Below are 13754 nucleotides of genomic sequence, written 5' to 3'. Positions count from 1 at the left end.
GAAAAGAGGCTTCGAGCATAGCGAGAAGACTAAAACACTGTGCAATTTTGAGAGAATATTTATATTCTCATCTGGTGATTATGGCCTGAAGGTAACACCCGTTCCCATACCGAACACGAAGGTTAAGCTTCAATGCGCCGATGGTACTGCAGGGGTGACCTTGTGGAAGAGTAGGTTGTCGCCAGGTTAAAAAAAAACACTAAGTATAACTTAGTGTTTTTTTTACGTTGAAATATAAATCACTCCTTTTAAATAAAGGAGGCACAAACAGTACTCAAAACTTTGCCTATACTGTCGTTAATTACTAAATTGGCTCGATTGTCATACTGGGTTGGAGATTTGTTGATGAGAATTAGGTTATTTCCATTGAAATATTTAATTAGGTTTGCTGCTGGATAGACTACAAGAGAGGTACCACCTACAATCAATGTATCAGCGTTACTTATTGCCTTAATGGAACTTTCTAAGATATCCATATCTAACCCTTCTTCATAAAGGACTACATCGGGTTTGACAATACCACCACAACTATCACATATTGGAACTATAGATTTGCTAGCTAATATATAATTTAAACTAAAAGATTTGTTGCATTTCATACAAGAATTTCTATGTATAGATCCATGAAGCTCATAAACATTTTTTGAACCTGCCATTTGGTGTAATCCATCAATATTTTGAGTGATTATAGCTTTTAATTTATTTTTATTTTCAAGCTTTGATAATGCAATATGGGCAGCATTCGGTACTGCATCAGTAAAAATCATATTAGTTTTATAAAACTTAAAAAAGTCTTCGGTATGATTTATAAAAAAAGAATGACTTAAAATAACTTCAGGAGAAAATTTTAAGTCGTTTTTTACATTATATAAACCTTTTGCGGAACGGAAATCAGGAATGGAACTTTCTGTTGATACGCCTGCACCTCCAAAAAAAACTATATTAGTACTGTTTTTCACAATTGTTTCTAATGATCTGTAACACATAACATCAACCCCTTATATATATTATAACAGTTAAGTGATTAGTAGTTGTTAAATTAAATATAATATAATAGTATGGTTCAATATTAATTAATATAGGACAAGAAACAATATACTTATCCTAGTGTATCAACATGAGGTATTGGAGGATTAATAGTGAATAGTGGAGAAAAATGAGGATAGTTTAGATATATGAACTATAACTTTAATATACAATAATGTTGTTATGATAGAATATTCCTTGTCGTCGTAAGTAAGTGATGATATCGAATATTAAACAATAAATTGGTCTTTGAAAATTAAACAGAGAAATAGGTAAAGAAATGAAATAATATTTTATTTTAACCAGTCAATTACTTTAGTAAAAGTAATATTTTAGTCGTAAGACTAAAAAGTATGTAATGAGCTTGCTAACCAACTTAACAGTTGGCGCAGATTAATTATTTCAACTAAAAAAGTGTAAACTTTTAAATTGAGAGTTTGATCCTGGCTCAGGACGAACGCTGGCGGCGTGCCTAACACATGCAAGTCGAGCGATGCGATCCTTCGGGATCAATTAGCGGCGGACGGGTGAGTAACACGTGGGTAACCTGCCTCAAAGAGGGGAATAGCCTCCCGAAAGGGAGATTAATACCGCATAATATGTTTTGATCGCATGATCTTAACATCAAAGGAATTTTTCGGAATTTCACTTTGAGATGGACCCGCGGCGCATTAGCTAGTTGGTGAGGTAAAGGCCCACCAAGGCAACGATGCGTAGCCGACCTGAGAGGGTGATCGGCCACATTGGAACTGAGACACGGTCCAGACTCCTACGGGAGGCAGCAGTGGGGAATATTGCGCAATGGGGGAAACCCTGACGCAGCAACGCCGCGTGAATGATGAAGGCCTTCGGGTTGTAAAGTTCTGTCTTCTGGGACGATAATGACGGTACCAGAGGAGGAAGCCACGGCTAACTACGTGCCAGCAGCCGCGGTAATACGTAGGTGGCAAGCGTTGTCCGGATTTACTGGGCGTAAAGGATGCGTAGGCGGACATTTAAGTCAGATGTGAAATACCCGAGCTTAACTTGGGTGCTGCATTTGAAACTGGGTGTCTAGAGTGCAGGAGAGGTAAGTGGAATTCCTAGTGTAGCGGTGAAATGCGTAGAGATTAGGAAGAACACCAGTGGCGAAGGCGACTTACTGGACTGTAACTGACGCTGAGGCATGAAAGCGTGGGGAGCAAACAGGATTAGATACCCTGGTAGTCCACGCCGTAAACGATGAATACTAGGTGTCGGGGGTCGAACCTCGGTGCCGCCGTTAACACATTAAGTATTCCGCCTGGGGAGTACGATCGCAAGATTAAAACTCAAAGGAATTGACGGGGGCCCGCACAAGCAGCGGAGCATGTGGTTTAATTCGAAGCAACGCGAAGAACCTTACCTAGACTTGACATCCCTTGCATAACTCAGAGATGAGTGAAGTCCTTCGGGACAAGGTGACAGGTGGTGCATGGTTGTCGTCAGCTCGTGTCGTGAGATGTTGGGTTAAGTCCCGCAACGAGCGCAACCCTTATCATTAGTTGCTACCATTAAGTTGAGCACTCTAGTGAGACTGCCCGGGTTAACCGGGAGGAAGGTGGGGATGACGTCAAATCATCATGCCCCTTATGTCTAGGGCTACACACGTGCTACAATGGTGAGTACAAAGAGATGCAAGACCGCAAGGTGGAGCCAAACTCAAAAACTCATCCCAGTTCGGATTGTAGGCTGCAACTCGCCTACATGAAGCCGGAGTTGCTAGTAATCGCGAATCAGCATGTCGCGGTGAATACGTTCCCGGGCCTTGTACACACCGCCCGTCACACCATGAGAGTTGGTAACACCCGAAGTCCGTGAGGTAACCGTAAGGAGCCAGCGGCCGAAGGTGGGATCGATGATTGGGGTGAAGTCGTAACAAGGTAGCCGTAGGAGAACCTGCGGCTGGATCACCTCCTTTCTAGGGAGTAGATGTATTGACTTCGGTCGATGCAATAGAAGAATTTAATTATTCTTCAAAATATCTATTGTAATTACTCGTTCCTATTTCTCTGTTTAATTTTGAGAGACTAATTATATTAACTTTTAGAAGTTAATTAATTAATAGTTTTTCTTAAAATGTTCTTTGAAAATTGCACAGTGTATAAAGTTATTTTAAAAAGATTTAGATCCACCTTGCGTATTGTAAAATACGAGTAAGTGGTTATAGGTTAATTTATTATGATTTCGCAAAATTAATATTAAGTAACAAAACCGTCTATGTAAATAGACAGAATCAAAGGTCAAGCTACAAAGGGCGCATGGCGAATGCCTTGGCACTAGGAGCCGAAGAAGGACGCGTTAAGCTGCGATAAGCTTTGGGTAGGCGCAAATAGCCTGTGATCCAAAGATTTCCGAATGGGGGAACCCACATAGTAACAACTATGTACTGCATACTGAATAAATAGGTATGCAGAGGTACACCCGGGGAACTGAAACATCTAAGTACCCGGAGGAAGAGAAAGAAATATCGATTTCCTAAGTAGCGGCGAGCGAAAGGGAAAGAGCCCAAACCTAAGTCTTTGACTTAGGGGTTGAGGATAGATCATAAATACTGCAATTCTTTAATTGAAGATAGCTGGAAAGCTGCTCCGCAGAAGGTAATAGGCCTGTAAATGAAAAGGAAGAACAGTCAGATCTAATCCAGAGTACCACGAGACACGTGAAACCTTGTGGGAAGCTGGGAGGACCACCTCCCAAGGCTAAATACTACCTAGTGACCGATAGTGAAGAAGTACCGTGAGGGAAAGGTGAAAAGAACCCCGGAAGGGGAGTGAAATAGAACCTGAAACCGTGTGCCTACAACCGGTCGAAGCACTTTTTATGTGTGACGGCGTGCTTTTTGTAGAACGAGCCAACGAGTTACGATATGTAGCAAGGTTAAGTACTTAAGGTACGGAGCCGAAGGGAAACCGAGTCTGAATAGGGCGTTCTAGTTGCATGTCGTAGACCCGAAACCGGGTGACCTATCCATGGCCAGGATGAAGCGGAAGTAAAATTCCGTGGAGGTCCGAACCACGTTGGTGTTGAAAAACCATGGGATGAGCTGTGGATAGCGGAGAAATTCCAATCGAACTCGGAGATAGCTGGTTCTCCTCGAAATAGCTTTAGGGCTAGCGTCGATTAATTGAGTAATGGAGGTAGAGCACTGAATGGGCTAGGGGCTGACAACAGTTACTGAACCCTATCAAACTCCGAATGCCATATACTTTTATTTCGGCAGTCAGACTGCGAATGATAAGATCCGTAGTCAAAAGGGAAACAGCCCAGACCATCAGCTAAGGTCCCAAAGTGTAAGTTAAGTGGAAAAGGATGTGGGATTTCTAAGACAACTAGGATGTTGGCTCAGAAGCAGCCACTCATTCAAAGAGTGCGTAATAGCTCACTAGTCAAGAGATCCTGCGCCGAAGATGTCCGGGGCTAAAACTTACCACCGAAGCTATGGGTTTACACAATTGTGTAAGCGGTAGAGGAGCTTTCTGTACTGGCTGAAGTCATACCGTAAGGAGTGGTGGACGGTACAGAAGTGAGAATGTTGGCATGAGTAGCGAGAGTTAAGTGAGAATCTTAACGGTCGAAAACCTAAGGTTTCCTGAGGAAGGCTCGTCCTCTCAGGGTTAGTCGGGACCTAAGCCGAGGCCGAAAGGCGTAGGTGATGGACAATCGGTTGATATTCCGATACCACCAATGGACGTTATTAGAAATGGGATGACGCAGGAGGATAAGATGTGCACACTATTGGATGTGTGTCTAAGCATTTAGGCGGAGCAAGCAGGCAAATCCGTTTGCTCTTAACGCTGAGATGTAATGGGGAAGGCAATTTATTGCTGAAGTATCTGATTCCACGCTGCCAAGAAAAGTCTCTATCGAGGATATTGGTGCCCGTACCGCAAACCGACACAGGTAGGTGAGGAGAGAATCCTAAGACCATCGGAAGAATTACTGTTAAGGAACTCGGCAAATTGACCCCGTAACTTCGGGAGAAGGGGTGCCTACGTAAGTAGGTCGCAGAGAATAGGCCCAAGCAACTGTTTAGCAAAAACACAGGTCTCTGCTAAAGCGAAAGCTGATGTATAGGGGCTGACGCCTGCCCGGTGCTGGAAGGTTAAGGGGATTAGTTAGCTGAGAGCTTGCTCTTGGCGAGGCTATGAACTTAAGCCCCAGTAAACGGCGGCCGTAACTATAACGGTCCTAAGGTAGCGAAATTCCTTGTCGGGTAAGTTCCGACCCGCACGAATGGCGTAATGATTTGGGCACTGTCTCAACAGTACATCCGGCGAAATTGTAGTTCCAGTGAAGATGCTGGATACCCGCGATTGGACGGAAAGACCCCGTAGAGCTTTACTGTAGCTTAGCATTGAATTTCGGTATTGTCTGTACAGGATAGGTGGGAGACTACGATACATGGGCGTCAGCCTGTGTGGAGTCATCCTTGGGATACCACCCTGACAGTACTGAGGTTCTAACTGGAGGCCATGAATCTGGTCACAGGACATTGTTAGGTGGGCAGTTTGACTGGGGCGGTCGCCTCCGAAAGAGTAACGGAGGCGCCCAAAGGTTCCCTCAGCGCGGTTGGAAATCGCGCGAAGAGTGCAAAGGCAGAAGGGAGCCTGACTGCGACACTTACAAGTGGAGCAGGGACGAAAGTCGGGCTTAGTGATCCGGTGGTACCTCGTGGGAGGGCCATCGCTCAACGGATAAAAGCTACCTCGGGGATAACAGGCTGATCTCCCCCAAGAGTCCACATCGACGGGGAGGTTTGGCACCTCGATGTCGGCTCGTCGCATCCTGGGGCTGAAGTAGGTCCCAAGGGTTGGGCTGTTCGCCCATTAAAGCGGCACGCGAGCTGGGTTCAGAACGTCGTGAGACAGTTCGGTCCCTATCCGTCGCGGGCGTAGGAAATTTGAAGGGAGCTGTCCTTAGTACGAGAGGACCGGGATGGACAAACCTCTGGTGCACCAGTTGTCACGCCAGTGGCATCGCTGGGTAGCTATGTTTGGAAGGGATAAACGCTGAAAGCATCTAAGCGTGAAGCCCACCCTAAGATGAGATTTCCCATTACTCGCACGTAAGTGCGATGTAAGTAAGACTCCTGGAAGACCACCAGGTTGATAGGTTAGAGGTGTAAGCATGGTAACATGTTCAGCTGACTAATACTAATAAGTCGAGGGCTTGACCAAGATAACATAAGTAACAATTAATATTAATGTTGCGATAATAATTCGTTCGTAAGAACGAAAAGAGGCTTCGAGCATAGCGAGAAGACTAAAACACTGTGCAATTTTGAGAGAATATTTATATTCTCATCTGGTGATTATGGCCTGAAGGTAACACCCGTTCCCATACCGAACACGAAGGTTAAGCTTCAATGCGCCGATGGTACTGCAGGGGTGACCTTGTGGAAGAGTAGGTTGTCGCCAGGTTATGGCTAAATAGCTCAGTCGGTAGAGCAGAGGACTGAAAATCCTCGTGTCCCTGGTTCGATTCCGGGTTTAGCCACCAAGTTAGGGCGCTATAGCCAAGCGGTAAGGTCAAGGTCTGCAAAACCTTTATTCCCCGGTTCAAATCCGGGTGGCGCCTCCAAAACACTTTGTATATAATACAAAGTGTTTTATTTATTTGTAACAATAAATGAAAGAGAGTTGTTTATTTTTTCAAGTATCGGTCACGTAGCTTATTATACATAAATAATTAAAATATACATTTTAATTACTAAAAGCTAGTAATTAAGAGGAAAACTTAAAAATACCTATGTTGATGTGTATAAGTTGATATAAATTGTATAAACGCCTTTATATTGCGGTATATACAGTATAGTGAGCTTAGTACAAGTAGATTATTATATGAAATGCTAGTATAATCACATATGTTGGGAAGGAAACTGTACATGCCTGATTTTTTTAATAAATCTAGGGGGTCTGGGTTTGATGTATAAAGAAATGGTTCAGAGAAAGAAGTTGCCAGCGTTGGTATCGCTGTTTATTACATTAATTATATTTATATGCTTATCAGACTTATTACCTAAGGTGAGTATAGGAAGCATAAATATTAAAACATTTGTAAATTTGGTTTTTAATATGATAATGATCGCTCTTTGTTATATGGAGTTTTTAAAGTGTAAGGTTAGATATAAGTATTTAATTGTAGCAGATCAACTTATTATTCATAGAATAAGAGGTCAAGAGGTCATAATACGAGAAGATATTAAGTTAAAAGACATAGAGTACATTGGTAAGAGTAGTAACTATAGTTCAGATATCCATATAAGTAGTAGCAAAAAGTATATATGTTCTACATTTATTGGAAGTAAATTTTGTTGTGTATATAAAGCAGGAAACAAGTTCAAAAAGTTTTATTTTGAACCTAGTGATGGTCTTATGAACAAAATAAGATTACTAAAAGAAAAAGCAGTATTTTAATGATAAATATAATATACATAAAAAAGAAGTATAATTTGAAATTAATTATACTTCTTTTTTGTCGTGAGATATTTATAAAATGGTTTTTATATTATTTTAACTCAATAGTAATTTCTCTTAATAAATCTTGTTTCTCAATGATATCAAGGCCCGTAATGGCAAGAGCGTTAGCTGCTTTTATGATATTATTTTTACAAAATTCGGTTTGTGTTTCTAAAGCAAAGGCAAGGGATGGGCAATTTATTAGTTTATTCTCTGTAATAGATATTGAAGGGTATATACAGGGAGTTAGATGGCTTATAGCACCTATACCTAATCCATAGGAACTATTTTTACAACAATCAATATTAATAATGCCAGACTCTTTTAGGTTGTGGGCAAGTAATCTTGATAAAGACTTATTAGTTAAAAGTTCCTGCGAAGGCAATTCAAATAGACTTATTTCTTCTGGTATACTCATTATTTGAGATAATGAATGAATAAGTTCTACAATTTTTTTCTCCAAAATTTCAGCTTCATTTATGGTAGTAGCTTTAAGATAAAACTTGGCCTCAGATTGTAAAAAAGAATTATTACTGGGGGAGACGTTGTTTATAGATATATTGTCAATAAAACAGTTAGTAGTTAATTCTTTTAGCAGGTGGATTAATGAATTAAATACAAATAAATAAGAGTCTAAGGATGAAAATATATTATTATTATTATTATTATTATATTTGATCTTAATTGGAATTATAGCCATAGATGTACCACTTTCTGCATTGGTTATATCACAATGAGGTGCAATTATAATATCTATATCTTCAAAACACTTTTCTTTTGTTATAGTTAATTCTGCTCCATTAGAATATTCACCAGGGCATCCTAGTACAATTACACTCCCACCACTTTTAGAAACCACTTTTGATAAGCCTAATGCTGAGGCGACGGAGATACTAGCATTAACGTTATTACCAAAAACATGACCTGATTTTTCAGTGGCTGTATATTTGCATATATAACATATTTTAGGGTGACCAATGCCGCATTGCGCATAAAAAGCAGTAGGGATATTACAGTAGTTTTCTTTCACATTAAAACCATGAGTTTTTAACATATTTATTATGTAAGCAGAACCTTTATATTCTTTATAACTTGTTTCGGGATTATTATAAAGGTAGTTTGACAAATCGTATATATCATCTTTTATACTATCTATATAACTTATAATTTCTTGTTTCATAGTCTGTTCTCCTCCCAAAATCTTATGATTATTAATATGATTAGTATAACCGAAGTTATATAAATATATTGATAATAACAAATAAAATTATTAAGGTAAATAAAAATAAGTATTAAATTAATTATGTAAAACGGACGAGTATACGGACTTATTATTCATTTTAAGGAACTTAAGGTCAGATAGTAACTTTAAATATATAGTTATGGCATAAAATGTATATAAATATATTTTAAATTATTATGTGGACAAAATAAGAAACTGTACCTAGTTGAATAAAATATATTATAGAGGCCATACTTTAGGTAGTTTTAACGTCATTTAATAATGGTTTATCTAATTTATAGAAAATGATTTATGGTAGAGAGGTTAAGGAGGGAATTATGCAAAAAGAAAAGTGTATTATATGTAGAAAGCCTCTAAATGGTGGTATAATAATAAATGGAAGAGGAATTTGTAACAATTGCGAAGGAAGAATTATAAAAGCGAAGGCTAATACCGATTTCTATGAATACTACAAGAACTGTATAAGAAAGACTTTAGTACAGTTTATACCAAGAGGAGTGACTAAGGATTGTCAAGATTACCACTTGTAGATGGAGTGTTAACATATATAAAAGAAAAAAATGTTCCCTTTTGTATGCCAGGCCACAAAGGAGGTCTTGGTTTTTTAAAAACTGCGAAAGGTAGAGATCTTTATGAAAATTTTATTAAAGGCGATATTACTGAAGTTGATGGATTAGATAACCTTCATCATGCAGAAGGAATAATAAAAGAATCTCAACAATTATTGAGTAGTTATTATGGTAGTATAAAATCTTATTTTCTAGTTAATGGTAGTACTAGTGGAAATTTTACTATGATTTTTTCGACATTCAATGAGGGTGATAAGATTATTGTAGAGAGAAATTGTCATAGATCAATTTTTAACGCAATAATTATGAGAAAGTTAAAACCTGTATATATTAAAAACAAAATTAATTCAAAATATGATGTTCCTTTTCCTTTTGATAAGGAATCTTTTCTTTGTTTAATCCACGAAAACAAAGATGCCAAGGGAATCATCATCACATATCCAAATTATTACGGCATATGCCTTGATTTGCCATATATTATTGCTACAGCTAAAAAATACAATATTAAAGTATTGATAGATGCTGCTCATGGTGCACATTTTGGTGCTAATAAGTTATTACCTGAAAATCCTTTGAAGATGGGAGCTAATATGGTAGTTATGAGTGCACATAAAACTCTACCTAGTCTAACGCAAACAGCTTTTTTACATGTAGGTGTGGATATAGATATAAGCAAAGTTGATTTTTATGTAAGTGCATTTTTAAGTACAAGTCCATCTTACATGTTTTTATGTTCTATGGATTATGCAAGGTTTTATATTGAGGAGTATGGTGAAAATGATTATGAAGAGTTAATTAAAATATGCAAGTTGAATAGAGTTAAAATTAATAAATTGGATAAATTCCACATACTAGGCCAGGAAGATTTAGATGATGTATCAGGAAATTCAATTAAATATATTAATAAGTATACACTGGATTTAACTAGATATATATTAAATGTGCCTAAAGGTTATAGTGGTCATAAATTGTTAGAATATTTAAGGATAAACAAAATACAAGCTGAAATGAGTGACAGCAGGAATGTAGTTTTAATATTTTCACCTTTTACTAAGGAAGAAGATTTTGAAAAACTTTACTTAGCTCTTAAAGATTGTGATATGGAATCCCTAAAGGAGCAATATGTGCAGATAATAGATTATGATATACCAGCGCAGAGTATGTTTCCATATGAAGTAATGGATAGGGAGAAAACTATGGTAGAGTTAAAAAATTCAGAGGGCGAAATATGCGCAGAGGCAATAGTTCCATATCCACCAGGTATACCAATTGTAATGCCTGGAGAAAGATTAGACGAGTACAATATAGCGATGATAATATATTATTTGAAGTATAATGTAACAGTACTTGGAGTTAATGATGGTAAAGTTGCAATAGTAGTGAAATAAACACTATGATTATATTGATGGAGGAGATTGAATGGAAAGAGGGCGTATGATAGTACTAGAAGGCCCAGATGGTTCAGGAAAAACTACACAGATAGAGTTATTAGAAAAACATTTACAAGAATCTGGATATGAAGTAGTAAGAGTCAGGGAACCTGGAGGCACAGAAATTAGTGAAAAAATAAGAGAAATAATATTAGATAATGATAATTGCAAAATGAGTTATATGTGTGAAGCATTACTTTATGCTGCTTCTAGAGCACAATTAGTAAATGAGGTTATAAAGCCAGCGTTAGACAAGGGTAAAATAGTCATATGTGATCGTTTTGTCTATTCTTCGATGGTATATCAAGGCATTGGTCGAGGCCTTGGCATGGAGAGAATAAAGAGTATTAATGAGGTAGCGCTAGATGGTCTTAAGCCTGATTTAACATTTATGATTACAATTCCTTACGAGGAAGGGTTAAATAGAAAAAAAAAGCAAGGAAACTTAGATCGCTTAGAAAATAGTGGAAATGAGTTTCATAAAAAAGTTTTTGAAGGTTACATGGATATTTGTATAAAATATGATAAAATAGAAGTACTAGACGGTAATAGAAGTGTAGAAGAAATACAAAAGGATATAATAAATATAATTAAAATAATAAAATTATAAAAGGGGTGGGATTATATGAAATTAGTTATTGCAATTGTACAAGATGATGATGCGAACGATTTAATTGAAGAAATAACAGATAAGGGTTTTAGAGTTACAAAACTCGCGACTACTGGAGGATTTTTAAAATCAGGAAATACAACATTGTTAATAGGTGTTGAAAAAGAAAAAGTTGATGAAGTTTTAGCTATTATTGAGGAAGTATGTAAAGAAAGAAAACAAATAATATCATCACCATCACCTGTAGCTGGATCAACAGGAGTCTATATGCCATTTCCTATTGAAGTAGACGTAGGTGGAGCAAATGTATTTGTAGTTGATGTAGATAAGTATATAAAGGTATAACTAATTGGAAGCAAGTATATATAAATTTATACTTGCTTCTATGCATGGAGGACTAAAATGAGTTTTGGGGATATAATAGGACATAGCAATATAAAAAATCAAATAACTAAGGCAATACAATTGGATAAATTATCGCATGCTCATATTTTAGTTGGAGAAGATGGTATAGGCAAAAGTATACTCGCAAAAAATATAGGGCTTATGATTTTAGGTGAAAATGAAGATAGGCAGTATGTTGATTTGGTGGAATGGCAAATTGATAAAAACAAAAGCACAATAGGTGTTAGTTCCATAAGAACCTTGATTGAAGAGATTAATAAAAAACCTTTTGAAGGAGATAAAAAAGTTATCATTATCTATCACGCTCACAAAATGACGGTGCAAGCGCAAAATGCTTTTTTAAAAACAATTGAAGAACCACCTAAAAATGTGACTATACTCTTATTGTGTGAAAATCTTGAAGTCATATTGGATACAATAAAATCAAGATGTCAGATACATAAGCTAAAGAACTTGAATATAGATGAGATGAAAGAGTTTTTAAGTAAAAATTATTCTGATTTATCAATAGATCAAATAAAAGTGATTTTAGCTTTTAGTGATGGAATACCAGGAAAGGCTGAAAAATTTATTAAAGATAATAATTTCAAGGATATAAGAGATATTACCTTGGAAATATTACTTAAGTTAAATAGCGCTAAAACTGAGGAACTGATTAAATATGAAAAGAAATTATCAAGTCAAAAAGACAATTTCGAAGAAATATTAACTGCATTTCTTTCGTATATTAGGGATACTATAATATATAAGGAAGTTGAAGAAGAAAATTTAATTATTAATATAGATAAACTATTAACTATAAAAGAGTTAGCTAACATATTTTCATTTAACAAATTAAATGGTATTATAAATATAATCAATGATACTAGAGAGAACTTAGATAGAAACGTTAACCCGGCGTTAGCGTTTGAAGTAATGTTACTTAAAATGCAGGAGGTTTAACGACATCTCAGAAGGAAAGTCTACCACTTATATAGTTGAGAGATACCTACCTTAGCAAAAATGAAACTTCGGTGGTAGTTAAATCTCCTTCTGAAGTCGTTAATATGCAGCTGCGAAGGAGATGATTTAACATGGTTACAGTAATAGGAGTACGATTTAAAAAAGCTGGTAAAATATATTATTTTAGTCCAAATGATATAGATATTAAAAAAGAAGATAGAGTTATTGTAGAAACGGTAAGAGGAATAGAATTTGGAGAATGTGTTATTGGCACAAAAGAGATCAAGGAAGATGATATAGTATCTCCTCTTAAATGTGTTATTAGAAAAGCCACAGATGCAGATGCAGAAAAAGATTTGGATAATAAAAGAAAAGAAAAGGAAGCGTATGAAATATGCTTAGAGAAGATACATAAACACGAACTTGATATGAAACTTATAGATGTAGAGTATACTTTTGATAATAATAAAGTTATATTTTACTTTACGGCAGATGGACGTGTGGATTTTCGTGAACTCGTAAAGGATTTAGCTGCAGTATTTAGAACAAGGATAGAACTTAGACAAATAGGAGTTAGGGATGAAGCAAAAATGGTTGGTGGTCTTGGACCATGTGGTAGACCTATGTGTTGTTCGACTTTTCTTGGTGAATTTGCACCAGTATCAATAAAAATGGCTAAAGAACAAAATTTATCATTAAATCCTACAAAAATTTCAGGTATTTGTGGCAGGCTTATGTGTTGCTTAAATTATGAGCAGGATACTTATGAAAAAATAAGAAAAACTTTACCTACAGTAGGGTCTGTAGTGGATACTCCTTATGGGAGAGCAGATGTTATTGGTAATAGTGTTGTAAAAGAATCGGTCAAAATCAAGATGAAACTTAATGGTAGTGATGAAGAAATTGTCGAGGTTAAAATTGAAGATTTAACATTAGTTACCGGGAGATACGAAGATGCTGTAAATGATGAAGATATTAAATTAGAACTTGCTAAAAATGGAGAAGATTCATATATAATAAAGGAATTAATTAAAGATAACTAGGAGGAGG

At 36.7% G+C, this 13754-nt stretch carries 9 protein-coding genes, 2 tRNA genes and 4 rRNA genes; 13 read left to right on the top strand and 2 right to left on the bottom strand.

The genetic code is table 11. The annotated features are described in order from the left end of the window. The first annotated feature begins 70 nt into the window (after positions 1-70). Positions 71-187 (top strand): 5S ribosomal RNA (gene rrf, locus LL038_RS18870). Between the two features lie 61 nt (positions 188-248). Here the strand turns inward: rrf (LL038_RS18870) and LL038_RS18865 are convergent. Then, the gene (locus tag LL038_RS18865) at positions 249-986 is read right to left on the bottom strand and encodes an NAD-dependent protein deacylase (RefSeq protein ID WP_216128219.1); all 738 of its coding nucleotides are present in this window, start codon (positions 984-986) and stop codon (positions 249-251) included. Between the two features lie 465 nt (positions 987-1451). On the opposite strand from LL038_RS18865, the gene LL038_RS18860 reads away from it, so the two are divergent. From LL038_RS18860 to LL038_RS18835, 6 genes are all read left to right on the top strand, one after another. After that, a 16S ribosomal RNA gene (locus tag LL038_RS18860) occupies positions 1452-2965 on the top strand. A 320-nt stretch (positions 2966-3285) separates the two neighbouring features. Continuing rightward, positions 3286-6224: ribosomal RNA gene (locus LL038_RS18855) — 23S ribosomal RNA — on the top strand. Positions 6225-6350: 126 nt separating this feature from the next. Further along, a 5S ribosomal RNA gene (rrf, locus tag LL038_RS18850) occupies positions 6351-6467 on the top strand. Together the 16S, 23S and 5S rRNA genes with 2 tRNA genes alongside form the textbook arrangement of a ribosomal RNA operon. A gap of 3 nt (positions 6468-6470) precedes the next feature. Continuing rightward, positions 6471-6546 (top strand) — tRNA-Phe (locus LL038_RS18845). A gap of 6 nt (positions 6547-6552) precedes the next feature. Further along, positions 6553-6627, top strand: a tRNA-Cys gene (locus tag LL038_RS18840). Between the two features lie 341 nt (positions 6628-6968). Next, entirely contained in the window at positions 6969-7463 is a 495-nt protein-coding gene (locus tag LL038_RS18835) for a hypothetical protein (protein ID WP_216124701.1), read from the top strand. 91 nt (positions 7464-7554) lie between these two features. Here LL038_RS18835 and LL038_RS18830 read toward each other — a convergent pair whose 3' ends face one another. Further along, entirely contained in the window at positions 7555-8685 is a 1131-nt protein-coding gene (locus LL038_RS18830) for a M20 family peptidase (RefSeq protein WP_216124699.1), read from the bottom strand. A gap of 380 nt (positions 8686-9065) precedes the next feature. Here LL038_RS18830 and LL038_RS18825 point away from each other — a divergent pair, with 380 nt between their 5' ends. The 6 genes from LL038_RS18825 to LL038_RS18800 all read left to right on the top strand — a co-directional run bounded on the left by LL038_RS18825 (position 9066) and on the right by LL038_RS18800 (position 13747). Further along, positions 9066-9278 (top strand): sigma factor G inhibitor Gin, encoded by a 213-nt coding sequence (locus LL038_RS18825; RefSeq protein WP_171297798.1) that lies wholly within the window; start codon positions 9066-9068, stop codon positions 9276-9278. Next, positions 9257-10705, top strand: a complete 1449-nt coding sequence (locus LL038_RS18820) for an aminotransferase class I/II-fold pyridoxal phosphate-dependent enzyme (RefSeq protein ID WP_216124698.1) — start codon at positions 9257-9259, stop codon at positions 10703-10705. Before LL038_RS18825 ends, LL038_RS18820 begins: the two co-directional genes overlap by 22 nt. A 31-nt stretch (positions 10706-10736) precedes the next feature. Further along, positions 10737-11357, top strand: coding sequence for a dTMP kinase (tmk, locus tag LL038_RS18815; RefSeq protein WP_216124696.1), 621 nt, complete (start codon positions 10737-10739; stop codon positions 11355-11357). Positions 11358-11372: 15 nt separating this feature from the next. Then, positions 11373-11702 (top strand): cyclic-di-AMP receptor, encoded by a 330-nt coding sequence (locus LL038_RS18810; protein WP_071610971.1) that lies wholly within the window; start codon positions 11373-11375, stop codon positions 11700-11702. Between the two features lie 57 nt (positions 11703-11759). Continuing rightward, on the top strand, positions 11760-12704 hold the full coding sequence (locus LL038_RS18805) for a DNA polymerase III subunit delta' (RefSeq protein WP_216124694.1): 945 nt from the start codon (positions 11760-11762) through the stop codon (positions 12702-12704). Positions 12705-12835: 131 nt separating this feature from the next. Beyond that, positions 12836-13747, top strand: a complete 912-nt coding sequence (locus LL038_RS18800; RefSeq protein WP_216124692.1) for a PSP1 domain-containing protein — start codon at positions 12836-12838, stop codon at positions 13745-13747. The last annotated feature ends 7 nt before the right edge of the window (positions 13748-13754 follow it).

This window comes from Clostridium estertheticum (genome assembly GCF_026650985.1).
GTDB classification, from domain to species: domain Bacteria; phylum Bacillota; class Clostridia; order Clostridiales; family Clostridiaceae; genus Clostridium_AD; species Clostridium_AD estertheticum_C.
Note: the sequence above shows the minus strand (reverse complement) of the source record. Positions and strands in the feature narration are given on the sequence as shown.

Coding starts and splice junctions, on each gene's coding strand:
- tmk (WP_216124696.1), top strand. CDS start 10,737: ATGGAAAGAGGGCGTATGATAGTACTAGAAGGCCCAGATGGTTCAGGA.
- LL038_RS18825 (WP_171297798.1), top strand. CDS start 9,066: ATGCAAAAAGAAAAGTGTATTATATGTAGAAAGCCTCTAAATGGTGGT.
- LL038_RS18800 (WP_216124692.1), top strand. CDS start 12,836: ATGGTTACAGTAATAGGAGTACGATTTAAAAAAGCTGGTAAAATATAT.
- LL038_RS18865 (WP_216128219.1), bottom strand. CDS start 986: ATGTGTTACAGATCATTAGAAACAATTGTGAAAAACAGTACTAATATA.
- LL038_RS18810 (WP_071610971.1), top strand. CDS start 11,373: ATGAAATTAGTTATTGCAATTGTACAAGATGATGATGCGAACGATTTA.
- LL038_RS18830 (WP_216124699.1), bottom strand. CDS start 8,685: ATGAAACAAGAAATTATAAGTTATATAGATAGTATAAAAGATGATATA.
- LL038_RS18805 (WP_216124694.1), top strand. CDS start 11,760: ATGAGTTTTGGGGATATAATAGGACATAGCAATATAAAAAATCAAATA.